Here is a 25,477-nt window from a genome sequence, read left to right on the forward strand (position 1 = left end):
AGACCATGATGGACTTTGAGGATTTCGGTAACCCAATTGAAGGGAAGCCGTTGTCTCAGGCAGATAAAGCTGCCGCCGTGCTGCTTGCCATGGGAAAAGGCGTAGCGGGTAAACTACTTAAATTTTTTACGCAGAATGAACTGCAGCTCATTATTGCATCTGCTCAGACCCTTCGCGTCATTCCACCTGATGAACTTGCTGCCATCGTGAACGAATTCGAGGATTTGTTCACGGAAGGCACAGGCCTGATGGATAACGCGAAGGCCATTGAAAGCATTCTTGAAGAAGGCCTGACACCGGAAGAAGTTGACGGTCTGCTCGGCCGCAGAACAGCATTCCAGGCCTATGAAGCATCCATCTGGGACCAGCTTCAGGATGCCAGCCCCGAATTCATCGGCAACTTCCTGGCCAAGGAACATCCGCAGACCATCGCATACATTCTTTCCATGCTGCCATCCGCGTTTGGTGCCAAGGTTCTCCTGACCATTCCTGATGAACAGCGTGCCGACATCATGAACCGTACGGTCAACATGAAGGATGTCAGCCCGGCGGCCGCACAGATCATCGAAAAGCGCGTCATGGCGCTGATTGCAGAGATCGAAGCGGAAAGAAACGCCAGCGGTTCTGCGAAGGTTGCAGACCTGATGAACGAGCTGGAAAAGCCGCAGGTAGATACGCTGTTGAGCTCGCTGGAAACCCTCAACAAGGAATCCGCCAACAAGGTCAAGCCGAAGATCTTCCTGTTCGAAGACATGCTTGCCATGCCGCAGCGCAGCCGCGTTCTTCTGCTCAACGACGTGTCCGCAGACATTCTCACCATGGCTCTGCGTGGTGCGACCAACGAAATCAAGGAATGTGTCCTTTCGGCCATCAGCCCGCGTCAGCGCCGCATGATCGAATCCGACCTGTCCGTTCCGGTCGCAACACTCAACACACGCGAAGTGGCTATCGCCCGCCGCGCTGTTGCACAGGAAGCCATTCGTCTGGCCGCTTCGGGTCAAATCCTGCTCAAGGAAGCCGATGCGAATGCCGCAGCGGCTTAATTGCCGAAGCTGCATGTTGAAAACCTTTGCGGGGCAGGCTTGTACTATTGCCCCGCACCCCACCACAGTCTAGCCTTAACCGACCAACCCGCCATGCTGGCGGGTTTGCTTTATGTCGGGGACCGGCGTCTTGTCAGACGATCAGGATAAAGAGAGTAAAACAGAAAACCCCACGGAGAAAAAACTCCGTGATGCGGCCGAGAAAGGCAATTTGCCTGTGTCTCGCGAAATTCCGATTTTCGCGTCTGCTCTCGCTTTTTACCTGTACCTCGTCTTTTTCATGCCGACGAGCACTGCCCAGATTGGCGAAACCCTGAAAGACCTGTTCGGACAGCCGGAACAATGGCAATTGTTGAACCGGCCGGATGCGTTTTCACTGTTTATGCATCTTGGCCTGGCCATTGCCTACATGCTGCTGCCCGCGATGCTGATGTTCATCATCTTCGGTATTTCATCATCCATCCTGCAGAACATGCCATCCTTCGTGCTGGAGCGCGTACGTCCGCAGGCCTCGCGTATTTCTCCGATGAAGGGTTTCAAGCGGATATTCAGCGTTCAGGGTTTCGTCGAATTCGGCAAATCGATATTCAAGATCATGATCGTGTCGATGGTGATGTTCTTTGCGCTGCGCAACGAATATTACGCGACAATCGACGCAATGTTCTCGGATCCGCAGACGATTTTTGTGCGCCTGGTGTCGATCGTCAAAAAAATGATGATCGTCATTTTGATGTGTACGGCACTGCTGGCCGCCGTCGACCTTTTCTGGACACGACATCACTGGTTCTCGCAGCTTCGCATGACCAAGCAGGAAGTGAAGGACGAACACAAGCAGACCCAGGGTGACCCGATCGTCAAATCACGCCAGCGGTCGATTGCCCGTGATCGCGCACGCCGGCGCATGATCAACAACGTACCACGCGCAACGCTTGTGATTGCCAACCCGACTCACTACGCTGTTGCCCTGCGATATGTCCGTGATGAGAACGATGCGCCGGTTGTTGTTGCCAAGGGGCAAGACCTTATCGCATTGAAAATTCGTGAAATTGCAGAAAAAAACGGAATTCCCGTTTTTGAGGACCCACCACTCGCTCGCTCCATGTTTGCGCAAGTCTCGGTAGATAGTGTGATTCCACCAGCCTTTTATAAGGCTGTTGCGGAACTCGTTCATCGGGTTTTTGCACAAAGGTCAGCGAAAAAGCGGGTCCAGTAATACGAATGAAAAAATGCCCCTACACAGAACAACGAGAAAAGATTGTTGCTGAAGCCCTTAGCCCGGTCGCTTCGGAACTACGGCTCCTCGATCCAGCGGATTTGATCTCGCTGCTGCGCTTCGAGTGCTACGGAAGCCTTGCCGATCTGGTGGCGTCTGCAGCCGAGTTGTATTTCCACCCCGGCACGGTGAATTTCGGTGCAGGCGGAGAATACAAGCTCGAGTGGGACGGCGTTCCCACGGTGGTGCTTGATCTTGAGCTGAAACCGATCGGGGTTACGGTTTACGCGCAACTGCACCTTGCCGATGAGTTTGCTGCTATCGACATCAATCACATATCGTTCCAGAATCCATCGGATAACCCTGATGTCAACACGGAGTTTCTGAAAAGAAGCATGCGTGAAGCCCGTTTTGTGACACGCCAAGTGAGCCAGCCTGTAACATAATCTCACATCCGGCAGTACGATATTGAATTACCCTTATCACCCCTGGGTTCCGAATGAGGGTTTTTCTCGTATTTCTTGAGGCTATCCGCCTCAAGAAATACCTGCAACACTCAACACTAAAGTACATCGCGAAAAAGCGCATACATATCCGGCTATTCGGTATGATGCCTTTGAAATTAGAGGCTTCTTACGCATGTCTGAAAACATACTTTCTGGAAAAGCGCTGATTTTTATGACGGCTCGAAACTGCGAAATGTATGCAGCAAGTTCACTTGCAAGCCTTGCACGGCAAACGCATGACAATTTGCATGTTCTCTACATCGATGACTGCTCAGACGACGCGACAGGCGATATTGCACAGCAATATTTGTCAGATCTTTTTCCAGACAGACATACCTACATTCGCAACGCCACACGTTACGGAAAGGCGCGAAACGCGTGGGAACACCTTGGACCTCGCGCAAAAGATGCCGAGTTCATTGCAGTACTAGACGGTGATGATCAACTCATCGATGTTGAAATTCTTGAGCGTATGGCTGCCAGTTATAGTGCAGGCGAAGATATTGTCTGGACGAATTACGTAACTGATGGCGGCATGGTCGGTGGAAACTCCGCATTAGACCCGCACAAGAACCCGCGTACGCAGGGTTGGAAAACGAGCCACTTTTTCAGTTTTCGCGCGAAACTCTTGGACAACGTGCCTGAAAGCTATTTCAAGAATCAGGCTGGAGAATGGTTTCCAGCAGCGTGTGACATCGCATTGGCCTTACCAATGCTCGACCAAACACGGAAGTATGAGTTTATCCCTGTAAACGCCTACCGTTATACCTCTTTCAATCCTTATTCACATCACAACCTTGATGCAGCTTCTCAGGGGCTGAACTCCACGATACAGCGGCAATGCGCTCAGGAAGTTTTCAACAAGAAGCCACTTCCGTTGCTCTACAAGGTCGCGGATTCCAGAGACAGCTCAGCACAAAACGTTGCCATTACAGGGGGCGCAAATTCCGCAGAAGCCATATGGGCACACAAGGCGGCGGAACTTTTGGTTGTTGCCTGCCCGATGTTGTTAAACGCTCAGGCGGTTATTGGAGAGGATTCTCTATCGCCGATGCAGATATGGTCGCTTTACCAAAGCATCATGCAAAAACCGGGAAGCAATATATTGCACATTGGTAAACCTAACTCTGCAATATATTTGGCCGCTATTGCTTCTGGCATGCCAGAAATATCACTCACATGCATCACAAGCTCGTCTGAACAGACCCGTGAACTTGAAGCACTTCTGGCCGGAAGCGGCTTCCTCCACGTCGCAACGATTGTCGAATCATCAATGGGTACAGTGACGATAGGCAATAAAACGGGTCCATTCCTGAATATGGCACCTTTGGGCGGTACCGATAAATTTTCGATTGTCCTGCTGGATTCCCGGGAAGAAGAAAATGAGCGTGATTTCGTTGAAGTCTCATTGTCTTCAATTGCGGGTTTATTGGAGCCAACGGGTTTCAAATTCAACATACTATCTCGTGACAAAACTGCCGTATCATCTGCGGCCAATGCTTGGAGCAGGATGAGTTCCGGCCTCAAATTTTGTTTGAATGGAATTGGCGGGACAGGTCTCGTTGTAATCGGCGGAAGATAAAATCTATTCCGCGACCTTGGGCCATGCAGAAACCACGGAACTACACAATGGATAAGTCTCAAACAGTTACATGCGAAATCAATGCTTTTGGTACACCAATCGCATTCCATCTTCCCAATCCAGAAGATCACATTCAAAAGCATATTCTCCGTAACAGGAGCCTTTACGAGCAGTCCATGTTGGAAGAAGCAGGACCTCTCGTCCCGGACAACGCGCTTATCATTGATGCCGGTGCCAACATAGGCAACCACACCTTGTTTTTTGCAAAGGTCCTCGGCGCCAAGGTTCTCGCTTTTGAGCCAAACCCGACAACGGTTGCGTTATTGCAAACAAACGTTGAGATTAATCGTCTTCACACACAGATCGAAATACATCCGGTCGCGTTGGGAGCCAGCGACGGCACGGGCGTCATCTCCGATCAGCGAGCCGATAACGTCGGAATGGCTCAAGTCGTTCACAGTCAGGAAGGCGATATCGTTATTCGCAGCCTGGACGATGTTGTTGGAAACAGACATGTTCACCTGATCAAAATTGATGTTGAGGGCATGGAATGTGAAGTTCTAAAGGGTGCCCTTAAGATACTTGAGCGCTCAAAGCCTGCATTATTTGTAGAGGCCGCCACAGTTGAGGAACTGAACAATATTGAGGAAATCTTGCGTCCGTTTGGCTATCGCAAGATAAAGGTTTACAATCATACGCCAACATATTTGTTCAAGGCTGCTTTTCCTGCTCGCGACACGAGCCCTGCCTTGAGACATATTTCACCTGCATTACTTGCATCTCTACCACCAACAACCGGAGTCCATGCGGGCATGGCATCCGTTGCGGGCAACGAAGTTGCATTGCGTGCAGCAATCATGTCGCTTCTGCCACAGGTCGATCGGCTGTTCGTATATTTGAATGGCTTCTCTAAAGCTCCGGAGTTTTGTGAGAACAATCCAAAGATCACCTACTTCATTGATGAAGATGGCACGAAATATGGCGATGCCGGTAAATTCTGGGGCCTTGAACAAGTCAAGGATGCTATTTATGTCACTTGCGATGATGACATCATATATCCCCCTGATTTTGTTCAGCATATGGTTTCTGAACTGGCGCAAACCGGCGGTCGCAGCGTACAAGCTGTGCATGGCTCGCTGATTCTACAGCCCGCTGTTGAATATAACGCAAATGCAAGCCGTTCTGTATTCCATTTTCAAAACCCACTGATCCGCAGAAGGCTTGCGCATGTGGCAGGAACCGGCACGTGCGTTTTTCATTCCAGTGTCGTTCAAATAAAGCTCTCTGATTTTCGTGCGCCAAACATGGCCGACATATGGCTTGCTGAATACCTGGTGAAAAATGGGATTGCGTCTTATGTTGTGCCGCGCCCTCGTAACTGGCTGATCCCCCTTGAGGTAAAAAGGCAGACTATCTACGAACAGTCGCGTCAAGGCTCTGGTAATCGTTACGACAGCTCAAAGCGTCAGGATGAAGTCCTATCGACGATGTATCCAGTGTCGATTTTGAATACGCAGCCTTTCACGACTTCTTTCATCCTAGATGTAGACCCCTCAATCGATGTCTCTACTGTATTGACCAATATCAATCTTGGAGAGCGAGACCCTGTGGTGTTTGTCGTTTGCGACAAAGTCGATGATACCGTTCGTAACGCAATCATCTCCACGGGCTTTCGCTACGAATTGCATCTTCTGTCACGAAATTCGCATTTGGACACGTCCTATCGCGAACTATTAAAATCCGCGATTGGAAATATAAAAGCCTGGAAAATAGATAGTTCTTTTAAAGCCGAAAGAGTGGCTATCGATGGCATCGAGAACTGGATTTCAAATACGTTCCCGGCAACCAGTCCAAACGCGTGACACAAGTATGTTTTCTTCAAAACTGACGATTAGTCTCTGATGATTGTTAAAATGCCCACCCAAAAAAAGCAGCCTTTTATAACGTCCGATGAACGCCATTCACGGCTGAAAAAGCTGCGTGACACCATGGACGCCAAGGGTTTCGCCGCCGTGTTGCTCGGCGCATCCGATAGCCTGCTATATTTCACCGGTCTGACCTGGCATCAGAGCGAACGCATGCTGGGGGCGTTGGTGACCCGTGACGGGCTGTTTTACATCGTGCCCGGTTTCGAAAAAAGCCGCGTTGAGACATTGCCGCATCTGGCTGGTGAAATCCTGACATGGGAAGAAGATCAGGCGCCATCTGATCTGGTGGCTTCCGTGCTGAAGCCAACAGATCGATTGGCGCTGGATGATGCGCTGCCTTTGTTCATCTACCATGCGCTCGCCAGGAGCCTTGGCGCTGAACGCCTTGCCGATGGTGGACGGCTGATCCGTGATCTGCGTTTGTGCAAATCCAAATCAGAAATTGCCATCATCCAATATGCAATGGACCTGACACTGGACATTCACCGGCAGGCGCATGCGATGATGAAACCGGGTATCCGGGCATCGGAAGTCGTGCGGTTTATCGATGAACGCCATCGTGCAATGGCCGGGCACGCCTCGACCTTCTGCATCGTGTCGTTCGGTTCCGCCACCTCGCTGCCACATGGCGCCGATGGCGACCAGACGCTTGCCGCAGGCGACGTGATCCTTGTCGATACCGGTACACGTATTGACGGTTATCACTCTGATCTGACGCGCACCTACATGATCGATGAACCGACCAAGGAATTTGCAGCCGGCTGGGCAATTGAACGCGAGGCTCAACAGGCTGTTTTCGACGCCGCCATGCTTGGCGTTTCCTGCGCAAGCCTTGATGACGCCGCACGTGCCGTCATGGCCCACCATGGGCTGGGACCGGATTATCAGTTGCCGGGACTGCCACACCGGGCCGGCCACGGCCTTGGTCTCGAGATCCATGAAGAGCCCTATATCGTTCGTGGCAACGAAACCAAACTCGCCACCGGCATGTGTTTTTCCAACGAACCGATGATCGTCTTTCCTGAAAAATTCGGCATTCGCCTCGAAGATCACATCTATATGGCAGACGACGGCGCGCACTGGTTTACCCAACCTGCCAAGGGCCCGGCCGAGCCTTTCGCCTAACCGTAAAACAGCGCTGAATACCGTATTGCTTCGCTTCCATTTATGCGGCGAAGCAGTACTGTATGCCCACGAAAAATCTCGTGAAATTCAGTCTGCAGGAGTGACAGATGACCCAAGCAATCGAGTATATTTCCTTTGAAGATGCCCGCGCCCTAAGCCTTGAATTGCTGACACTTGCCGGGTTTTCAAAAGGACATGCCGAAACGATTGCTGCATCCGTTTTGAAGGCGCAGCAGGATGAGTGCCATTCGCATGGTCTCTACCGTTTGATGGGCTGTGTCAAAACCCTGCAAATCGGCAAGGTTGATCCTAATGCCGAACCGACAGTGGATACGGAAACGCCCGGTATCGTGCGGGTCAATTCGAATTACGGGTATTCGCTGATGGGCTTTCATGCCGGCCTGCCGCATTTCATCGAAAAAACCAAGAAGCAGGGTGTTGCCGCCATGGCAATCAACAACTGCTTCCATTTTTCCGCGCTGTGGCCGGAAGTTGAAGCGCTGGCGGACGCAGGTCTTGTGTCTTTTGCCGTAACCCCCAGCCACTGCTGGGTTGCGCCGGCTGGTGGTACCAAACCATCCTTCGGCACCAATCCCTTTGCCTTTGGCTGGCCACGGGAGGGCAAACATCCGTTCATCTTCGACTTTGCCACCAGTGCGTCAGCGCGTGGTGAAATCGAGCTGCATCGCCGGGCAGGAAAACCGATCCCGCTTGGCTGGGCCATCGACTCCGAAGGCAACCCGACCACGGACGCAGAAGCTGCCCTCAATGGTGCCATGCTGACCTTCGGCGGGCACAAGGGTTCTGCCCTTTCGGCCATGGTCGAACTGCTGGCCGGTCCACTGATCAACGACATGATGAGTTCGGAATCGATGGAATTTGACGATGGTGCGGGCGTAACCCCGTGCCACGGCGAATTGCTGATTGCGCTTGATCCGCAGTCCTTCCTTGGCGCAAGCATGACGGAAAGCATGGGACGGGCTGAAAAACTGTTCAGTTCGATTACCGATCAGGGTGCGCGTCTTCCTTCGCAGCGCCGTTATGAAGCGCGCGACCGCAACAAGGACAAGGGCCTACCAGTTCAGGCTGCCCTGCTGGTTGATTTGCGTGCCATGCTGAATGAGCTGAGAGCCGGCGTTCCAGCGTAAGTGTGAAAAACAGGGGTAGCCTGTTTTGCAGGCTACCCCGATATGTCTAGTCCTTGCCTGTTAGCCTGTAGGTGAAGCCCTGAAAATCGGCAGGCTGGCCACGGCCAGATGTATCGAAGGCGAACATGCCGGCAAAGGCACCGGTAAAGGAACCATGTTCGCCACGCCCTCCCTCATCCGAGACAACGCCAGCATCGAGAACCGGACCGACCGGTTGCCAGGCGGGCGCCGAATGGCTTCGCCAGAAAAACAACAGGTCATTGCCTTCCACCTCCATCGCCAGATGGATTGGCCCTTCCGGCACCGACACACCACCGCCAATCGGAAAGCTCAAGCGGCCATGCGGGAAGTCGCCCGGGCACGACAGTATAGTCACCACTCGCCCGAGTTTTTCATGCAGCGTCACGGCAAGAGCGTGAAACTTGTGGCGATTGTAATAGTGGGTGAGGCCCGCCACCTGCTGATAGGTATAGGGTGAAAACTCGACCACCGTTTCCGCCCGGAATGAATGATGTTGCTGCCTACGCGCTACCAGTGACTGGTCGAACCAGGAGCCGATGCTTTCACGTCCAAACAATCGCAAATAACCGGGCCGCGCGGAAAGACTGAACAGGCGCTCCGGATAGGGTGATCGCAACCACTGGAAGTCCTGTGGTAGCGCCGGCTGGTCGAAATCATAGTGGTGACTGGCATCTTCACGTTTGCGCGTGGCGGAGGTTGGAGACGGCACCTCGACAGCGGGTACAACACCGCCCTGCGCCAGGTACAGCCAGTCATCGCGCCAGACACATTTCTGGATCGCCGTTTCTCGCCCCAGCGTGCAGCGTCTTTTGGGCGGCACCGGCCTGCCGCACAAATGCGTGTGATAGGCCTCACCGTCTGGGGTCTCGATATACTGCCCGTGCCCCGCCCTTTGCAGCACCGCCTCCGGATTGTCCTTGGAGGTAATCAGATGCACATTCGGATGCATCTCATAGGGTCCGTCCAGCGAACGAGCGCGTGCCATGGTGACAGCATGGTCGTAACCGGTGCCACCTTCTGCCGTCGTCAGGTAATACCAGCCATTGCGTTTGAAGACATGCGGTCCTTCAACGAGGCCCAACGGACTGCCGGGAAAGATGTTTTTGACTGGACCAACCAGCTTGCCATTTGCGGCATCCCATTCCTGCAACAGGATGCCGTCGAACGCCGGATGTTTTGGCGCGCCGCCATAACTTTCCGTGCGGTGGTTCCACTGCATGTTGAGGAACCATTTACGCCCATCATCATCATGGAACAGCGTCGGGTCAAAACCGGATGAGTTGACGTAGACCGGATCCGACCATTCCTCCTCAATGGTGCCTGATGTGACGATGTAGTTATGGGCGTCCTTGAAGTTGCCGTCGTACCGTTTGACATCGGTATAGACCAACCAGAACTTCCCATCGGCATGGGACAGGCACGGCGCCCAGATGCCACAACTGTCCGGATTGCCGCGCATGTCGAGCTGGGTTGCCCGCTCCAGCGGTCTGCGCACCAGCGTCCAGTTGACCAGATCGCGTGAGTGGTGGATCTGCACGCCGGGATACCACTCGAAGGTGGATGTGGCGATGTAATAGTCCTCACCCACACGGCATATGGATGGGTCGGGGTTGAACCCCGACAAAACAGGATTGCGGATCATGTTTTCCTCCCGCCGAACTGACGGCCTAACGAAGCAGCCTATGGGCGTCTTCAATGCCAAGGGCAGCCGGTTGTGTGCAGGTGGTGGTCATGTCGATAAAACGGCCTTCTTCGCCCGATTTGAGGATCGATGTCATGACATCGATGCCATGCAGCGCCCGTTCGAGCGAGCAGCGGGCATCACGCCCCTCAATCACCGCCATGACCATGTCTGCCAGACCGGCGGTGCGATAATTGGCGCGTGGACCTTGCGGGCTTTCCTGGTTGGATTTGCCGAATGGATGATCCCATTCCTCAACCGGCTGAATGTCCTTGTTCTGGCCGCTGGCTTCAACCACACCACCAAAGAAATTGGGATCCGGCACATAAAGCGAGCCTTCCGTGCCATAAAGCTCCATGTTGGCATGGCGATGCGACCAGACATCCCAACTGGCCGACAGTGTGATGGTGGCGCCATTGACGAATTCCAGCAGCGCATGAATGTTGGTTGGTGTTTCCACCGGGATCGTCTGGCCAGCCAGCGGCTGGCTGGTGATGGTGCGGGTGGTGTTGGCCATCGAGGTCAGGGCACCCACCCGTTTTACCGGACCAATCAGGTTGATGAGATTGGCGATGTAATAGGGACCAAGGTCAAGAATCGGCCCGCCGCCGGCCACAAAGAAAAAGCCGGGATTGGGGTGCCACATTTCCATGCCGGGGCTCATGACATGGCATGTGCCTGAGGTAATGCGCCCGACACGACCTTCATCGATATATTTACGGGCAAGTTGGTGGGAACCGCCCAGGAATGTATCCGGTGCACAGCCGACCGACAGTTTTTTCTCAGCGGCGACTTTTCGAAGTTCTTCGCCTTCCTCCAGTGTCAGAACCAGCGGTTTTTCGGAGTAGACGTGTTTACCCGCTTCAAGAATGGCCTTGGAAACCGAGAAATGCGCGGCGGGAATGGTGAGGTTGACGATGACGTCAATTTCACTGTTGGCCAGCAGTTCCGGAATGGACTGCGCCTTCACGCCGTATTCTTCGGCTTTCAGCTCGGCTGCATTGCGGTTCAAATCCGCGCAGGCCAGAACTTTCAGCCCCTTGAACAGCGGAGCGAGGGAAAAATAAGTGGTCGAGATATTACCGCATCCAATGATGCCGACGCCAAGTTCTTTGGCCATGATGATGCTCCAGTATGAAAATCAGTAGGCTTTGAAGGATGCGATCGACCGTTCCATCAAGCGGTCGACATCGGACGGATTGTCGTGCTCCAGCACGAAATGTTTGGCAGAGGTGTTTTTCAACACGCCCAGCAGTTTCTGCCATTCCACCGTGCCGTGCCCGAGGTCTGCCCAACCATCTTCATTGGCATTCTGGCCTGCCGGAGCGATATCCTTGACGTGGACGGCGGTGATGCGTTTTCCATAGCTTTCGATCCACGCAAATGGATCAGCCCCACCACGGATCACCCAGGCAATATCCGCTTCCCAGCTCAGTTCAGGACCACCGGCAAGGATCTGTTCCTGCGGTGTCGAACCATCTGCCAGCGTGTGAAACTCGAAATCATGGTTGTGCCAGCCAAAGGTCAGACCAGCATCACGGAATGGTTTGCCGGCCGCCTGCAAACGCTGCCCAAACGCAAACCAGCCAGCGGCATCAGTCGGGCGCTGGTCGGGCAGCAGATAGGGGCAATAGACGGCTTCAATGCCCAGGATGCGAGCGACAGCAAGTGCCCGGTCGGTTTCCTTTTCGAGCATATCAAGACCGAAATGGCCGGTTGGCATGGTCAGCCCGTTAGCATCCAGCTCGCCACGAAATTGCGTGAGTGCTGCATCATCCATCGTGGCGTAAATGCCGCCATAGCCCTCGACTTCGCGATACCCTGCCTTGGACAGCTTTTTCAGAATTTCGGAAAGCGGCGGAAAATTGCGGGCGCTGTAAAGCTGAAAGCCAAGTGTTGTCATTTCCAAGTCTCCTCAATGTCATCAATATTTTCGGGTGTCAGGAAAAGGGATCAGATGCGGTTTTCGGTGGCCGCATCGAACAGCGATGCCATCGACATATCCACGCCAAGGCGCACCTTCGTTCCGGGTGCATAACGGCGATGGCCACCAATGCGCACTGACAAGGTATGGCCCGCATGTTTCAGCCACAGCAGATTGTCGGCGCCCATCGGCTCCTCGATATCCACCACGGCTTCATGCACCTCGCCGCCGGTTATCTGCTCATCAACACGGATGTGTTCAGGGCGAATGCCGAGAACAACGGATCGACCGGCCGCAAGCGTTTCCGAGGTTTCGTAACCGGCCAGGCTGAAGCTGACTCCGTTGGTCTGGAACGCCACACCACCATCCTTTTCGACCAGTTCACCCCGCAGGAAGTTCATGGAGGGTGAGCCGATGAAACCGGCCACAAACAGGTTTTTCGGCCTGTTGTAGATGGCAATCGGGTCATCAAGCTGCTGGATGACACCGCTTTTCATGATGGCAATACGATCGGCCAGTGTCAGTGCCTCGATCTGGTCGTGGGTCACGTAGATCATGGTGTTCTTGAGCGACTGGTGCAGGCGCTTGATCTCGACACGCAGTTCCGAGCGTAGCTTCGCATCAAGGTTGGACAGCGGTTCATCGAACAGGAACACATCGACATCACGCACCAGTGCACGACCGATCGCCACGCGCTGGCGCTGGCCACCGGACAGGGCCGATGGCTTGCGTTTGAGCAGTGGCTGGATTTGCAGGATTTCAGCGGCACGTGCGACACGCCGGTCGATTTCTGCCTGCGGAACCTTGGCGACCTGAAGTCCGAAGGACAGGTTCTTTTCAACCGTCATTTGCGGGTAAAGCGCATAGGACTGGAACACCATGCCGATGCCCCGGTCTTTCGGTTCTTCCCAGGTGACATTGCGATCCTTGATGAAAATCTGCCCGTCGGTTGGCTCCAGCAGACCGGCGATGCAATTCAACAGGGTCGACTTGCCGCAACCGGATGAGCCGAGCAGCACCAGAAACTCACCCTCGTGAATATCGAGATTGAGATTTTTCAGCACGGTTACGGCACCGAAGGACAGAGAAAGATCACGAATGGAAACACTGTAGGTCATGAAATTCACCCTTTGACTGCGCCTGCGGCAATGCCACGCACAAAAAGCCTGCCTGAAATGAAATAGACGATCAGTGGAACGGCGCCGGTCAGCAGGGTTGCTGCCATGTTGACGTTGTATTCCTTCACGCCCTGCACCGAGTTGACGATGTTGTTGAGCTGAACCGTCATCGGGTAATATTCAGGTCGCGTGAACACGACACCGAACAGGAAGTCGTTCCAGATACCCGTTACCTGCAGGATCATCGCCACCACGAAGATGGGCAACGACATGGGCAGCATGATGCGGAAATAGATCTGCCAGAAGCCTGCCCCGTCGATGCGGGCTGCCTTGAACAATTCCTCCGGCAGCGACGAGAAGTAATTGCGGAAGAGCAGTGTGAGGATCGGCATGCCAAAGATGGTGTGCACCACGACCAGGCCAGTCAGCGTGCCGTAGATACCGACTTCACGCAGCACGATCACGATGGGATAGATCATCACCTGATAGGGGATGAAGGCACCGATGATCAGGATGGAAAAGAACAGTTCCGATCCCTTGAACTTCCAGTTGGCCATGGCGTAACCGCTGACCGATGCAATGAAGATCGACACCAAAGTCGATGGCACCATGATGCGCACGGAGTTCCAGAACCCGCGCGAAAGCCCATCGCAGTTGAGGCCGGTGCAGGCGCTGGCCCAGGCCTTGGCCCAGGGTTCAAAGGTGATTTCCATCGGGGGCGCAAAGATATTGCCAAGACGGATTTCCGGCATGCCCTTGAGCGAGGTGACGAACATCACATAAAGCGGCAGCAGGTAATAGGCGGCGGCAACAAACAGGGTGCCATAGAGCACGATATTGCGACGCGACAGGGTTTTTCTCGGCTTTTTGCCGCGTGGTCCGGAGAGGTCTCTGGCAACCGGATCCATGCTGGCGGCGACTGTATTCAAGGTGCTGAGATTAGCCACGTTTGCGCCCTCCGAATTCGAGGTAAGCCCATGGGATGATGATGATGGCGACGGTCAGCAACATCATCGACGATGCCGCAAATCCCTGACCGAGGTTTTGCGCCTGGAACATGTAGTCATAGACATATTTTGCCGGGACTTCCGAGGCGATGCCGGGACCACCACTGGTTTGCGCTACCACCAGATCGTAAACCTTGACGATGCCGCTGGCGATGATGACCAGCGTGGTGATGAACACGGCGCGCATCATCGGGATGACCACGAAAATATAGGTGCGCCACATGGGGATGCCGTCAACGCGGGCAGCTTTCCAGATATCCTCGTCGATACCGCGCAAGCCTGCCAGCATCAGGCACATGACCAGCCCCGTCCCCTGCCACAGACCGGCAATCAGAATGCCATAGATGACGATGTCTGGATTATAGAGCGGGTCGAAGGTGAAGCTTGTCCAGCCGAGCGAGCGGATTACGGACTGAACGCCGAATTCCGGATTGAGTATCCACTGCCAAACAAGGCCGGTGACGATGAAGGACAGCGCAAAGGGATAAAGAAAGATCGTACGAAATGTATTTTCGAAACGGATTTTCTGGTCCATCAAGGCGGCAAGTACAAAACCGATCACCAGGCTGAAAATCAAAGACAGAACGCCGTAGATCGCCAGATTCTGGATCGAGATGATCCAGCGCGGTGCGGCCCAGAGCCGTTCATATTGCTCGATGCCGATAAAGGTCGCACGTGGCAGAAGCTTGGAGTTGGTGAAGGAATAAACAACCGTCCAGATCGTTCCTCCCAGAAAGATCACGACCGCAGTCAGGATCATCGGGATGGACGCAATCTTCGAATTGAGATTGCGGAATAACTGATTGGGGCGCTTGGAGCGCGTTTGACCCGCCATGGATCACTCCTCATCAAACGTTGCCGTTGATCGCAAGGCGGGTGGCCATCAAGCCGCCCGCGCTCGCGTTGTCGCCGCCAATGTCAGAAAAACCTGACATCACCGGACAGGAGTAAACGGCAGTCTACAGAGCCAAATCAGGCGCTACAGACTGCCTGCCAGATCAATCGGCCGAACCGATAATGCCTGCAAAACGCTTCTGCGCATCTTCGGCAGTCATCGACGTGCTGGCGAAAAATTCGGCCATCAGGTCTTCTTTCTGCTTTTGCGTATCGGCCGACACAAGCTGGTCGGTGCTGGTGAGGGCATGGTCCTTGGCCAGGATTTCAAGGCCTTTCTTCATGCAATCATTTGCCGTGCCGAGGTCCACATCGCCACGGATCGGCAAGGAACCTTTCTTCAGGTTGAAGGCAACCTGCGTCTTGGGATCAACGATCGTTTCAGCCAAAACATCCTGTGCCGTGGTCTTGGCGTCATCCTTCAACAGCGGGAAGTAGAAAGCGTCACCGCCTGTCGTGATGTAATCGCTGACACCGAGACCCGGCAGGCAGGAATAATCCGTTCCGGCGGTCTGGCCGGCAATCTGAAATTCGCCTTGCGCCCAGTCACCCATGACCTGGCCACCAGCCTTGCCGGTGATGACCATGTTGGTGGCCTGGTTCCAGTCCTGAACATTGGTGCCACGTGACATCTCACGCGCTTCTACCGCTGCAGCAAAAACCTTGGCCATCTCAGGCCCGGCCGCAGCATCGGCATCCTTGTCCTTGTAGACCTTTTCATAGAGGTCCTTGCCGCCCAGCGACAGAACCATCGTGTCAAACAGGCCGTTGGCCTGCCATGCCTGACCGCCCAGGGCCAGCGGCTGAATACCGGCCTTTTTCAATGCAGGTGCGGCGGCAACAAATTCGGTCCAATTCTTGGGAACGTCGACACCGGCCTGTTTGAAGGCAGCGTTGGAAAGCCAAAGCCATTGCCATGAGTGAATATTGACGGGTGCACAATAAATTTTGCCGTCAATCGTGCAGCTATCGAGCAGGCTTGCCGGTTTGATAACGTCTTTCCATTTGCCCTTTTCAGCAACGTCGGACAGGTCACGCATCAATCCGGCCTGAACAAGCTCCTCCGCCTGTCTGCCGTGGTTGAATTGTGTAGCAGCCATCGGATCACCGCCGGTGATGCGGCTGATCATGATCGGACGCGCGGTGCTGCCGGAACCGGCAATGGCACCATCAACCCATTTGTTACCGGTCGCATCAAACGCCTTTGCCAGCTCGGCAACTGCGGCTGCCTCACCGCCCGACGTCCACCAATGTGTGACTTCAAGATCTGTTGCACCAGCCCAACCTGCAGGCAACATAACACTGGCCGCAAAAGCAGCCGCAATAGCACGCGTACGCATGAGTCTCCTCCCTCACTGAAACGTTGCAGGAGGAACGTAAGCGAATATTTTTAAACGCGCAACGGCCTAGTGCTTAAAAAATCCTTACGACTTTTGGCTGTAATTTTTTATCTGCCTCGCGCCGAAAGCGACTTAAAGACAACCCTTGATGGTTTCGCCAAGCTATTGCAGTGATTTGATTTTTCGAGGAAATAACCCACGTCCCATCTTAAACGAAAAGCTTAATTGGTTGCAGTTTTGTCCTTGTCCGCAAGCTGCTTCCATGAGCTTTGTTGGGACAACATGCCGCGCAGGTAACTAAGATTTGCTTCGGCCTGCTGCTGGGTCAATTCCTGCCGCGCGATATTGTCTGCTTCGGCAAAACGGCCCTGCAGACCAACAACAAGTGCCAGGTTCTGACGAATACGGCTATCGGCACCCGGCTGTTGTGATGCCGATCTCAGATAAGTTTCGGCTGTGCGCGGATCATTCGACAGCACATAGGACATGCCGAGATTGGACAGCACACTGGGTTCATTGGGCTGCAGGTCGAGCGCCATGCGATATTTTGCGCGCGCTTCCGGCGAGCGGCCAAGCTGATCAAGAACCGCACCTTCGGCAGAATAGAGGCGCCAATCGGGCCGGTCCGGGGTCTGGGCGCGACCAATGGTCGACAGTGCCTGCTCAAGCTGGCCTGCGCTGGCCTGCGCCTTGCCATAAGCGGCCAGAACGTTGCGATCGGCCGGGTTGGCGATGGCAATCTGCTGCATCACGGCAAGGGCCTGCGTGCTCTTGCCCGTCATCATCAGCAGGTTGGCGTAATTCATGCCGGTCCGCGCATCCTTGGGATTGCGCTCATAGGCCTTGCCAGCGGTCTCTTCCGCTTGCCGCAATTGAGACTGATTGAGATTGTCGTAAGATTGCAAAGAGGCTGTCGATGTCGACGGAATGGAGCCTGTGGTCAGCTTGTCATGTTTGTTGCCAGAGGCGCATGCACTCAAGGCCAGCGTCAGAGCCAGCACAAGCCCGCCGTTGATTATGGCTTTTCGCGCTGTGGCTACAGAGTGAACAGCAGTCATGGCATGGCCCCTGCGTGCGTTGAACGGAGTTTTTGCACCTCAAGCGGCGCAATCTTCGCTCCAGCAATAATCTGTTAACCCTAACAGAGTGTTAATTTACTGATTCTCCACGTTGACGAAAGCAGATCATGGCTCCTTATCAGTTCATCGAACGAGCAACACCGTTCAGTACCAAGGCAGGAAAAACCCTGCCGGTTTTCGCGGTAACGCCGGCTCATATCGAGCAAGGGGCGATTGACCCCATTGCATTGGACTGGGCGCGCAAGGCCGGTTTCAAGGCCGAAAGCGGTGCGATCCTGCTGATCCCATCAGCGGATGGTTCGTTGGGCGGCGCGCTGTTCGGCCTCGGCAGAAACCCATCGGAACTGCCTTTCTTAACCGGCAAGCTGGCGCGTGAACTGCCGGAGGGAGACTGGCATATTGAAACCGCGCCGCTGACCGTGAATCGTCTCGCGCTAGGTTTTGGTCTCGGCAGCTACAAGTTTGATCGTTACCGCACCGTCAAATCATCGTCTGCGAAAATGCTCATTCCGCAGGATGCAGATGCAACCGGCATCAAGCGAACGCTGGCTGGTGTGTTCCTGGCGCGCGACCTTATCAACATGCCGGCAAATGACATGGGCCCGGATCAGTTGGAAGTGGCTTTCCGCGCGCTTGCCGCCCACTACAAGGCAGAGGTCTCGGCGATTTCCGGTGACAAGCTTCTGAGCGAAAACTTCCCGCTGATCCATGCAGTCGGCCGCGCAAGTGAAGGTGAGCCACGCCTGCTTGAAATGCGCTGGGGCAAAAAGGGCAACCCCGCCATTACGCTGGTTGGCAAGGGCGTGTGCTTCGACACAGGTGGTCTCGACATCAAGCCGGCTTCCTCTATGGCGTTGATGAAAAAGGACATGGGGGGTGCGGCGAACGTGCTCGGCCTTGCCCTGATGATCATGGAGGCCAAACTCAAGGTTAACTTGCGCGTCATCGTGCCTGTTGTCGAAAACTCGATTTCCGCCAACTCTTTCCGTCCAGGCGACATCTATCAGAGCCGCAAGGGCCTGACGGTGCAGATCGACAATACCGATGCCGAGGGCCGGCTCATTCTGGCCGACGCGCTGGCCTATGCCGACGAAGACGAGCCTGATCTGATGATTGACATGGCGACACTCACCGGCGCTGCCCGCGTGGCGCTCGGACCGGATATTGCGCCCTACTACACCGATGACGAAGATCTCGCCCACGAGATTGCCGAAGCCGGCATGGACATGGATGACCCGATGTGGCGCATGCCGCTTTACATGGGATATGACAAGGACATCCGTTCCCGCGCCGCCGACATTACCAATGCGCCATCTGGCGGCATGGCCGGTTCGATCACCGCCGCCCTGTTCCTCAAGCGCTTTGTGTCGAAAACCAAGAAATGGGCCCACTTCGACATTTACGGCTGGTCGCCGAATGAACGTCCGCATTCGTCGGTTGGTGGCGAAGCACAGGCCATTCGTGCGCTTTACCACTATATTGCCAGAACCTATGGCTGAGTGCTGAACGGGCGGTCTTGTCTGTCCAGACATGAAGACAAAAAAGAGCCCTTGAAAAGGCTACCGCCTTTTCAAGGGCTTTTGTCCATTTTGGGCGCCAGCGGGCCGAGCAAAACGGTGTCGTTTCGTCCTCAGTCCGCGTGTTTGTGCTGGCCCAGCAATCGCACCAGAAGACTGGTCAGGCCGAGCAACACAATTGAAGTGATCGACACGGCAGCAAAGGCGTTGCCAAAAGCGGTTTCAGCAGCGGTGCGAACTGCAACAGCGAGATTGCCACTGAGCGTTTCAGCCAAGAGCAGCGCCGCATCAAGACTATCGCGGGCAGAGGCTGCCCCCTCGCTGATGCCGGCAGGCGTCTCAAACGAGGCACTATAGATGGCTGCAAGCACACTCCCGAGTGTTGCGATGCCGATAGCGCCACCAAGCTCAAACGACACTTCCTCAATTGATGCTGCCATGCCGCCATGGTGATCCGGCGCGTTTATCATGATGGCGGTTGACGCTGCCGTCATGGTGGCACCAAGGCCGATACCGAGCAGGAACAATGCGCCGACCTGCAATAACAGACTGTCATTGATGAAACCGTAATAGGCGGCGAGGCTCACCGCGCCGATGGCCATCGACACCCACATGACCGCCCGCTCTCCGACCTTTGCCACCAATATGCCCGACAATGGGCCAGCAATGAATGCGCCAAGCGGAATGGGCACCACCATCAGACCGGCCTGCAATGGAGACATGTCGAGCACCAGCTGGAAACGCTGGGTTACGGCAAGCTGAAAGCCGAGAAGAGCAGCCGATGCGACCGCAGCGGCAATGACGCCAGCCAGAAAGTTCCGGTTGGCAAACAGGCTGAAGTCGATCAGCGGTGATGGAATGCGGTTCTGGCGACGCGAAAACAGGACAAGAAACGCCACGCCGACGCCAGCCGATACGGCAAGGGACGGCAGAGAAATGTCCTGTTTGGCGAGTTCCTTGATCGCATAGGTCGATGCCACGAGGCCGATCATGATTTGTATGGCCGAGATCACATCAAAAGATCGCTCCGGGTTTCGCAGACCCGGCCCAACAAAAGCGATTGTTGCGGCAAAGGCGATGATCACGATTGGCACATTGATCAGGAACACCGAACCCCACCAGAAATGCTCCAGCAGAAATCCGCCGATAACCGGCCCGAAAGCGGCACCGCCTGAGGCAACCGCAGCCCAAACACCAATGGCGAAGGCCCGTTCACTGGGTTCGGTGAATGTCTGGCGGATGATCGACAGCGTGGCCGGCATCATCATCGCTGCGCCAACGGCAAGCAGTGCCCGGCCGGCAATCAACATTGCGGGGTTTGGCGAAAAGGCAGCGAACAGTGATGCCGCCCCAAACACAATCAGCCCGATCAGGAACAACAGGCGCGCACCGAATTTGTCACCGAGTGCACCTGAGGCCGGCAACAATCCGGCGACGGTCAGTGCATAGACATTCACGATCCACAATTTTTCCGAGGACGATGCCATGAGATCATGAGTCAGACGCGGCAATGCCGTGTACAACACCGTCATATCGATCACGATCATGAACAAGGCACTCGATACAATCGCGAGAATACCCCATCGTGCTTTGGACTGCATAAAAACTCCATGGTCGCCAAGAGCGAGTTGAATGATAGCTGTGAATTATTTAAATACATACGTATGGAATTAAAAAGAGGCAAGGCATGGGACGAAAGAAAACCATCGATCGGGAGATCATTCTGAATGCCGCCGAAGACATTGTGCGCTCGCGTGGCGCGGCCGCGCTGACGATTGATGCGTTGGCAAAATCCCTTGGTGTGACGAAGGGTGGCATTCAGTACAGCTTCTCCAGCAAGGATGCGATCATCGATGCGATGGTGTCGCGCTGGTTCGTCAGTTACGATCAGAAATTCTCGGACATCGCAGGTGACAATGCAGACCCAGCGTCCAGGGTCTGGGCACATGTGGAGGCCACACGGCAGGCCGACGAACCGGCAAACTACAAGGCAGCTGGCTTGATGGCGGCGCTGATGCTTTCACCGGAATATCTGGCCTCGACCAAAAAATGGTATGAAAGCCGCACAGCGGGTCTGGATGTGTCGACACCTGAAGGACGCGCTGCACGGCTGGCATTTCTGGCGACTGAAGGCGCTTTTGCATTGCGCTGGTTTGGCCTGATGGACATTTCCGACGATGAATGGGCCTCGATGTTTTCCGACATCACGTCCGTGCTGAAAAAAGAGACTTGAGGTCTCCGATACACCCATTTTCGACGGCTGCGTGTTCCGATCTATGCCGCATAGGCCACCCAGCCCTTGATGCTGAGGCCGGCATAAAACAACGAGACGGTTGAAAACCCCGCCTCCTGCATCATGGCGACATCCTCGTCTGGCGACAGGATTGACAGTCGGGTACCAATGGCCTGTCGTGCGCTTTCAACATTTGACGGGTCCGTGCCGTTTGCCAGACCATAGGCGACGTGACGGGCGATCCATGTCGAACGCTCCGGCTCGTTCTGTGGAAAGCTCAGATGCACCGCCACAAATGGCGCGCCGGGTTTCAAGCGCTTGCGTATCTGCCTCAGCGTTTCGGCCCGATGTTCCCGTGTTATGAAATGAAAAGTCAGAATGCAGGTGGCCGCATCATATGGCTGTTGTGGTGCATCTTCGATATAGCCTTCGAACAGGCGTATCCTATTTTCATGGGCCGCGGTCACCGTCTTTGCCAGTTGCAGCATGTCGGCCGAGGGATCGACACCATCAAAGAACCAGCCGGTATGGGCATCTGCCAGCGCCTTGATTTCCTGCCCGCCTCCTGCGCCCAAAACCAGCACACGACCTTCAAGCGGCGTGACTTCCGCAAGGAGCAACGAAATCATGCGGTGCAGATCACCGTAACCTGGCACTTGTCTCGGCGGTCCTTCATTGTAGGAATTTACCGCCGGTCCCTTGAAGGATGTCTCGGTCTTTTCACTCATCTGCGTACCCCATCCGCATTACGACACTTTTATTGTTACATAACACGATATAGGAACGTCAATGAGGCCTGCCAAGAGCAGGCGTATCGCATAAGCTCAATTGAACAGTGGACAGGTAGCCGGCTTAAACAAGCACTTCCTGGCTCTTGCGGTCTTCCTGACCGAAAAACTTCAGATAACGCTCGACTTCCGACGCTTCACCTGTTGCCTTTTGCGGGTTGTCGGAAAGTTTTACCGCCGGTCTGCCATTGGCATCGCTGACCTTGCAGACAATCGAGATCGGTTTCAGACCGTCTATTTCTTTCGGCGCACAACCGGCAAAGTCATTGGTGAGGTTGGTGCCCCAACCAAAGCTCATGCGGGCCCGACCTTCAAAATGTTTGTAGGTGTCGATGATCGCATCGACGTCGAGACCGTCCGAAAAGATCAGCAGCTTCTTTTTCGGGTCACGGTTCATCTTTTCCCACCAGGCGATGATCCTCTCACCGCCTTCGATCGGCGGTGCGCTGTCGGGGCGGAAACCCGTCCAGTCGGCCACCCATTCCGGGGCATTTTTCAGAAATGCCGCAGTTCCAAAGGCGTCAGGCAGAACGATCAGCAGATTGCCGCCGTAAAGGCGGTTCCAATCCTTCATTACCTGATAGGGTGCTGCAGCCAGCTCCTCATCATTGTTGGCAAGCGCTGCCACCACCATCGGCAACTCATGCGCGTTGGTGCCAACCGCTTCCAAGTCGGAATCCATCGCCAAAAGCACGTTGCTGGTGCCGGTGAAGGCCGGACCGATGCCCTCTTTCAAGGCCTCCACGCACCAACGCTGCCACAGGAAGCTGTGCCGGCGGCGTGTGCCGAAATCGGAAATGCGCAGACCTGGCAGTTCGCGCAGGCGTTCGACCTTCGACCACATCTTGGCCTTGGCCCGTGCGTAGAGAACATCCAGCGTGAAATAACCGAGGGACTTCATGGCACTGCGTGAACGCAGTTCGTTGATAATTGCCAGTGCGGGAATTTCCCACAATGTCGTGTCCATCCAGCGACCGTGGAAATTCAGTTCATACTGGCCGTCGCGCTTGGACAGTTCGTACTCCGGCAGCTGATAGCTAGACAGCCAGGACAGAAATTCCGGTTCGAAAATCTGCGAACGGCCATAAAACGAGTTACCGGCCAGCCAGATGGTTTCCTTCTTGGTCAGGCGCAATGTGCGGGCGTGATCCAGTTGGTCACGCAATTCAGCCTCGTCGATCTCGTCGGCCAGGCGCACAGTCTTGGTGCGATTGATCAGGGAAAATGTTGCATCGACTTCCGGATAAAGTTTCCAGATCATCTGCAACATCAGAAGTTTATAAAAGTCCGTGTCGATCAGACTACGGATGATCGGATCGAGCTTCCAGGCGTGATTGTGAACGCGGGTGGCGATATCCGTCATTGTCATGTCTGCGGCTTCCCTCTCCCGGCTGGTGGGCCGGTTCCCTCTGCATCGCGAAAGCAAAACGGCCTTCGCAGTCACTCAACATGACAAGACATACTAAAGTCCATAGGCCGGAAACAAGCCATCGGACGAGATAATGGCATCAATAAATCATATTAGTTGTAGGTATCGGCTGGATTGACGCCCGGATACCAGTCTTTTGAAATCGGATTTTGCGATCCCCAATAGGTCAAACCGCCACCTTCACAGCGATAACCACGCACCGGAAGGTCCTCTTCAAAAATGTTGCGATAACGGCGTTTGTCGAAAGATCCCGTCTGCAACTCGGTGCGGCAGGTATAACGCACCTTCGGTTTGGCGGTGGCAGGATCCTTGACACCAGGCAGGTCGTGATAGGCATCCGGTGCACTTAACTCGAAGCCGTCCTGATAGATGGTCTGGGCACTGGCGCTGCCAGACGAAAATGCGATGGTCGCGGCAAGCGGCAAAACCGACAAGATTTTCATGAACATTCCGGCCACCTGTCATCACCTTCAACAATACGTCTCATATCCGCAATATAGGGTGCGGTGTGGTTAGAAACAGGGTGCCGGCAACAACGATTTCGTGAACGACGGCTGCCGTTTACACCAGCCGCTTGTATGCGGTCGGGAACTCGTAAAGCCAGCCGATGCGTTTGACGGCTTCGTCAAAATTTTCCCGCGCCACGGTCATGCTATGACCATTGGCATGCAGCAGCGTTTCTGCATCTTCCATGATGCCGACATGGCCTTTCCAGAACACCAGATCACCACGGCTCAGTTCGTCGCGTTCGATTTCGACGCCCAGCGATTTCACCTGCATGTCGGTATCGCGCAGCGACGTCTTGCCGGTCATAGCCAGTGACAATTGCACCAGACCGGAGCAATCGATGCCGAAGCCGGAACGCCCGCCCCACAGGTAGGGCGTTTCGATAAATCTGACCGCAACCGACACGTAGTCATCACCGCCAAGTTCTCCAACTGGCAGGCAATGTGTGGCAATGACCCCCTCACCTTTTTCAGTCAAGAGATAACGGGTGCCACGGGTTTCCGCTTCACCAACGAAACGCACGACACTGCCCATGGACAATGCCGCAACCGGCGGCTTGCGCAGTTCTGCTTCCGGATAGAGAAATGTTCTTGGTGCGATGATCCGATGGGTGGGCACCTCCACCTGCCCGAGTGCGCTTTCCGGCAGATAACCGGTGTAACCGTCCGTATCGGCCTGCACCCATGCCCAGCCATTGCTGCGCTCAAAAACCCGCACCGTTTCACCCATCAAAAGCTCGGTATCGATGCCTTTGGTCAGATCGGGCGACGGACGCAAGGCGCAGACCGGCACGGCAATACGCGCGGGATCGCCGACGACAAAACAGGTCGCTTCGACCTGTCCCTTCAGCCTGCTATCAGCCAGATCAGGGCGAAATGCGTGTAGGCGACGATCCAGTATCATGATGTTGTTCCGGGCTTGTTTGCAGTCTTGCCTGCTCGATAATCATATCGCCAAATTTTTCAAGAAAAAGAGCGCCAGCAACAGTCCTTTTGATGACGACATTACGGCGATCCTTGTCATCGCGAACGCGATCAATCAGTCCCATGTCACCCATCGTGTCCAAGGCGCGGGTTATCACTGGCTTGGTCACGCCAAGGACCGAGGCAAGGCCTCTGACCGTGTGGGGTGGCGGGACGAGATAGACATGCAGCAGAACCGCCATCTGGCGCAGGCTGAGATCACGCGCTTCGGTTTCTACCTGTTTGAGCGTGACCCGGTGCCAAAGGCCCAACGCTTCGGAAGCGGAAAATTCGACCGGCAAATATCCCTCCAATCATCGAGGTACGGCTCTTCGTTCGTGTTTTTCTTGATTGCGCAGATAAGCGCAAAAAGCAAAACAAAACCGCCGCCGATGTTCTTGCGACAAGCAAGTATCGACGGCGGCCTATTTC

23 protein-coding genes are annotated in these 25,477 nt (G+C 54.7%); 9 read left to right on the plus strand and 14 right to left on the minus strand.

Annotated elements, in window-relative coordinates; translation table 11 throughout:
- Nucleotides 1-5 precede the first annotated feature (5 nt).
- The 7 genes from fliG (at nucleotide 6) to RT613_RS13260 (ending at nucleotide 8,545) form a co-directional block, all read left to right on the plus strand.
- Nucleotides 6-1,043: a flagellar motor switch protein FliG gene (gene fliG / locus RT613_RS13230; RefSeq protein ID WP_313616012.1), complete on the plus strand. Its 1,038-nt coding sequence runs from the start codon at nucleotides 6-8 to the stop codon at nucleotides 1,041-1,043.
- A gap of 112 nt (nucleotides 1,044-1,155) precedes the next feature.
- Nucleotides 1,156-2,256 carry a flagellar biosynthesis protein FlhB gene (gene flhB / locus RT613_RS13235; RefSeq protein WP_409558821.1) on the plus strand — a complete coding sequence of 367 codons (1,101 nt, stop codon included), beginning with the start codon at nucleotides 1,156-1,158 and terminating at the stop codon, nucleotides 2,254-2,256.
- Nucleotides 2,257-2,261: 5 nt separating this feature from the next.
- Nucleotides 2,262-2,702: a hypothetical protein gene (locus tag RT613_RS13240; RefSeq protein WP_313616013.1), complete on the plus strand. Its 441-nt coding sequence runs from the start codon at nucleotides 2,262-2,264 to the stop codon at nucleotides 2,700-2,702.
- A 193-nt stretch (nucleotides 2,703-2,895) separates the two neighbouring features.
- Entirely contained in the window at nucleotides 2,896-4,344 is a 1,449-nt protein-coding gene (locus RT613_RS13245) for a glycosyltransferase family A protein (protein WP_313616014.1), read from the plus strand.
- Between the two features lie 47 nt (nucleotides 4,345-4,391).
- Nucleotides 4,392-6,206, plus strand: coding sequence for an FkbM family methyltransferase (locus RT613_RS13250; RefSeq protein ID WP_313616016.1), 1,815 nt, complete (start codon nucleotides 4,392-4,394; stop codon nucleotides 6,204-6,206).
- A 51-nt stretch (nucleotides 6,207-6,257) separates the two neighbouring features.
- Nucleotides 6,258-7,397: a Xaa-Pro peptidase family protein gene (locus RT613_RS13255; protein ID WP_313616017.1), complete on the plus strand. Its 1,140-nt coding sequence runs from the start codon at nucleotides 6,258-6,260 to the stop codon at nucleotides 7,395-7,397.
- 107 nt (nucleotides 7,398-7,504) lie between these two features.
- Nucleotides 7,505-8,545 carry an Ldh family oxidoreductase gene (locus tag RT613_RS13260; RefSeq protein ID WP_313616018.1) on the plus strand — a complete coding sequence of 347 codons (1,041 nt, stop codon included), beginning with the start codon at nucleotides 7,505-7,507 and terminating at the stop codon, nucleotides 8,543-8,545.
- Between the two features lie 46 nt (nucleotides 8,546-8,591).
- Here RT613_RS13260 and RT613_RS13265 read toward each other — a convergent pair whose 3' ends face one another.
- The 8 genes from RT613_RS13265 to RT613_RS13300 all read right to left on the minus strand — a co-directional run bounded on the left by RT613_RS13265 (nucleotide 8,592) and on the right by RT613_RS13300 (nucleotide 17,474).
- On the minus strand, nucleotides 8,592-10,208 hold the full coding sequence (locus RT613_RS13265) for a glycoside hydrolase family 43 protein (protein ID WP_313616020.1): 1,617 nt from the start codon (nucleotides 10,206-10,208) through the stop codon (nucleotides 8,592-8,594).
- Nucleotides 10,209-10,233: 25 nt separating this feature from the next.
- A complete protein-coding gene (locus RT613_RS13270; RefSeq protein WP_313616022.1) occupies nucleotides 10,234-11,367 on the minus strand; it encodes a Gfo/Idh/MocA family oxidoreductase in 1,134 nt (377 codons plus the stop codon).
- A 21-nt stretch (nucleotides 11,368-11,388) separates the two neighbouring features.
- Nucleotides 11,389-12,150 (minus strand): sugar phosphate isomerase/epimerase, encoded by a 762-nt coding sequence (locus tag RT613_RS13275; RefSeq protein WP_313616024.1) that lies wholly within the window; start codon nucleotides 12,148-12,150, stop codon nucleotides 11,389-11,391.
- Nucleotides 12,151-12,200: 50 nt separating this feature from the next.
- Nucleotides 12,201-13,289, minus strand: coding sequence for an ABC transporter ATP-binding protein (locus RT613_RS13280; RefSeq protein WP_313616026.1), 1,089 nt, complete (start codon nucleotides 13,287-13,289; stop codon nucleotides 12,201-12,203).
- A 5-nt stretch (nucleotides 13,290-13,294) separates the two neighbouring features.
- Nucleotides 13,295-14,236 (minus strand): carbohydrate ABC transporter permease, encoded by a 942-nt coding sequence (locus RT613_RS13285; protein ID WP_313616028.1) that lies wholly within the window; start codon nucleotides 14,234-14,236, stop codon nucleotides 13,295-13,297.
- The gene (locus RT613_RS13290) at nucleotides 14,229-15,131 is read right to left on the minus strand and encodes a sugar ABC transporter permease (RefSeq protein ID WP_313616030.1); all 903 of its coding nucleotides are present in this window, start codon (nucleotides 15,129-15,131) and stop codon (nucleotides 14,229-14,231) included. Before RT613_RS13290 ends, RT613_RS13285 begins: the two co-directional genes overlap by 8 nt.
- A gap of 163 nt (nucleotides 15,132-15,294) precedes the next feature.
- The gene (locus RT613_RS13295; protein ID WP_313616032.1) at nucleotides 15,295-16,530 is read right to left on the minus strand and encodes an ABC transporter substrate-binding protein; all 1,236 of its coding nucleotides are present in this window, start codon (nucleotides 16,528-16,530) and stop codon (nucleotides 15,295-15,297) included.
- 221 nt (nucleotides 16,531-16,751) lie between these two features.
- Nucleotides 16,752-17,474: a tetratricopeptide repeat protein gene (locus tag RT613_RS13300; RefSeq protein WP_409558825.1), complete on the minus strand. Its 723-nt coding sequence runs from the start codon at nucleotides 17,472-17,474 to the stop codon at nucleotides 16,752-16,754.
- A gap of 242 nt (nucleotides 17,475-17,716) precedes the next feature.
- On the opposite strand from RT613_RS13300, the gene RT613_RS13305 reads away from it, so the two are divergent.
- Nucleotides 17,717-19,108 carry a M17 family metallopeptidase gene (locus RT613_RS13305; RefSeq protein WP_313616036.1) on the plus strand — a complete coding sequence of 464 codons (1,392 nt, stop codon included), beginning with the start codon at nucleotides 17,717-17,719 and terminating at the stop codon, nucleotides 19,106-19,108.
- Nucleotides 19,109-19,239: 131 nt separating this feature from the next.
- Here RT613_RS13305 and RT613_RS13310 read toward each other — a convergent pair whose 3' ends face one another.
- Nucleotides 19,240-20,727, minus strand: a complete 1,488-nt coding sequence (locus RT613_RS13310; RefSeq protein ID WP_313616038.1) for an MFS transporter — start codon at nucleotides 20,725-20,727, stop codon at nucleotides 19,240-19,242.
- 86 nt (nucleotides 20,728-20,813) lie between these two features.
- Here RT613_RS13310 and RT613_RS13315 point away from each other — a divergent pair, with 86 nt between their 5' ends.
- Nucleotides 20,814-21,359 (plus strand): TetR/AcrR family transcriptional regulator, encoded by a 546-nt coding sequence (locus RT613_RS13315; protein ID WP_313616040.1) that lies wholly within the window; start codon nucleotides 20,814-20,816, stop codon nucleotides 21,357-21,359.
- Between the two features lie 41 nt (nucleotides 21,360-21,400).
- Here RT613_RS13315 and RT613_RS13320 read toward each other — a convergent pair whose 3' ends face one another.
- The 5 genes from RT613_RS13320 to RT613_RS13340 all read right to left on the minus strand — a co-directional run bounded on the left by RT613_RS13320 (nucleotide 21,401) and on the right by RT613_RS13340 (nucleotide 25,347).
- A complete protein-coding gene (locus tag RT613_RS13320) occupies nucleotides 21,401-22,087 on the minus strand; it encodes a class I SAM-dependent methyltransferase (protein ID WP_313616042.1) in 687 nt (228 codons plus the stop codon).
- A 124-nt stretch (nucleotides 22,088-22,211) separates the two neighbouring features.
- Nucleotides 22,212-23,516: a nicotinate phosphoribosyltransferase gene (gene pncB, locus RT613_RS13325; protein ID WP_313616044.1), complete on the minus strand. Its 1,305-nt coding sequence runs from the start codon at nucleotides 23,514-23,516 to the stop codon at nucleotides 22,212-22,214.
- A 152-nt stretch (nucleotides 23,517-23,668) separates the two neighbouring features.
- Nucleotides 23,669-24,025 (minus strand): hypothetical protein, encoded by a 357-nt coding sequence (locus RT613_RS13330; RefSeq protein ID WP_313616046.1) that lies wholly within the window; start codon nucleotides 24,023-24,025, stop codon nucleotides 23,669-23,671.
- Between the two features lie 112 nt (nucleotides 24,026-24,137).
- The gene (locus RT613_RS13335) at nucleotides 24,138-24,986 is read right to left on the minus strand and encodes an NlpC/P60 family protein (protein ID WP_313616048.1); all 849 of its coding nucleotides are present in this window, start codon (nucleotides 24,984-24,986) and stop codon (nucleotides 24,138-24,140) included.
- Entirely contained in the window at nucleotides 24,949-25,347 is a 399-nt protein-coding gene (locus tag RT613_RS13340) for a MarR family winged helix-turn-helix transcriptional regulator (RefSeq protein WP_313616051.1), read from the minus strand. The genes RT613_RS13335 and RT613_RS13340 overlap by 38 nt, the downstream gene beginning before the upstream one ends.
- Nucleotides 25,348-25,477 lie beyond the last annotated feature (130 nt).

Source organism: Agrobacterium sp. (assembly GCF_032092815.1).
In the GTDB taxonomy this organism is placed as follows: domain Bacteria; phylum Pseudomonadota; class Alphaproteobacteria; order Rhizobiales; family Rhizobiaceae; genus Agrobacterium.

Bases quoted from the DNA above. Each gene is read 5' to 3' on its own strand.
- RT613_RS13245 (WP_313616014.1), top strand. From the start codon at position 2,896: ATGTCTGAAAACATACTTTCTGGAAAAGCGCTGATTTTTATGACGGCT.
- RT613_RS13290 (WP_313616030.1), bottom strand. From the start codon at position 15,131: ATGGCGGGTCAAACGCGCTCCAAGCGCCCCAATCAGTTATTCCGCAAT.
- RT613_RS13295 (WP_313616032.1), bottom strand. From the start codon at position 16,530: ATGCGTACGCGTGCTATTGCGGCTGCTTTTGCGGCCAGTGTTATGTTG.
- RT613_RS13275 (WP_313616024.1), bottom strand. From the start codon at position 12,150: ATGACAACACTTGGCTTTCAGCTTTACAGCGCCCGCAATTTTCCGCCG.
- RT613_RS13315 (WP_313616040.1), top strand. From the start codon at position 20,814: ATGGGACGAAAGAAAACCATCGATCGGGAGATCATTCTGAATGCCGCC.
- RT613_RS13330 (WP_313616046.1), bottom strand. From the start codon at position 24,025: ATGTTCATGAAAATCTTGTCGGTTTTGCCGCTTGCCGCGACCATCGCA.
- pncB (WP_313616044.1), bottom strand. From the start codon at position 23,516: ATGACAATGACGGATATCGCCACCCGCGTTCACAATCACGCCTGGAAG.
- RT613_RS13255 (WP_313616017.1), top strand. From the start codon at position 6,258: ATGCCCACCCAAAAAAAGCAGCCTTTTATAACGTCCGATGAACGCCAT.
- RT613_RS13260 (WP_313616018.1), top strand. From the start codon at position 7,505: ATGACCCAAGCAATCGAGTATATTTCCTTTGAAGATGCCCGCGCCCTA.
- RT613_RS13250 (WP_313616016.1), top strand. From the start codon at position 4,392: ATGGATAAGTCTCAAACAGTTACATGCGAAATCAATGCTTTTGGTACA.
- RT613_RS13265 (WP_313616020.1), bottom strand. From the start codon at position 10,208: ATGATCCGCAATCCTGTTTTGTCGGGGTTCAACCCCGACCCATCCATA.
- RT613_RS13240 (WP_313616013.1), top strand. From the start codon at position 2,262: ATGAAAAAATGCCCCTACACAGAACAACGAGAAAAGATTGTTGCTGAA.
- RT613_RS13320 (WP_313616042.1), bottom strand. From the start codon at position 22,087: ATGAGTGAAAAGACCGAGACATCCTTCAAGGGACCGGCGGTAAATTCC.
- RT613_RS13335 (WP_313616048.1), bottom strand. From the start codon at position 24,986: ATGATACTGGATCGTCGCCTACACGCATTTCGCCCTGATCTGGCTGAT.
- RT613_RS13280 (WP_313616026.1), bottom strand. From the start codon at position 13,289: ATGACCTACAGTGTTTCCATTCGTGATCTTTCTCTGTCCTTCGGTGCC.
- RT613_RS13305 (WP_313616036.1), top strand. From the start codon at position 17,717: ATGGCTCCTTATCAGTTCATCGAACGAGCAACACCGTTCAGTACCAAG.
- RT613_RS13310 (WP_313616038.1), bottom strand. From the start codon at position 20,727: ATGCAGTCCAAAGCACGATGGGGTATTCTCGCGATTGTATCGAGTGCC.
- flhB (WP_409558821.1), top strand. From the start codon at position 1,156: ATGTCGGGGACCGGCGTCTTGTCAGACGATCAGGATAAAGAGAGTAAA.
- fliG (WP_313616012.1), top strand. From the start codon at position 6: ATGATGGACTTTGAGGATTTCGGTAACCCAATTGAAGGGAAGCCGTTG.
- RT613_RS13270 (WP_313616022.1), bottom strand. From the start codon at position 11,367: ATGGCCAAAGAACTTGGCGTCGGCATCATTGGATGCGGTAATATCTCG.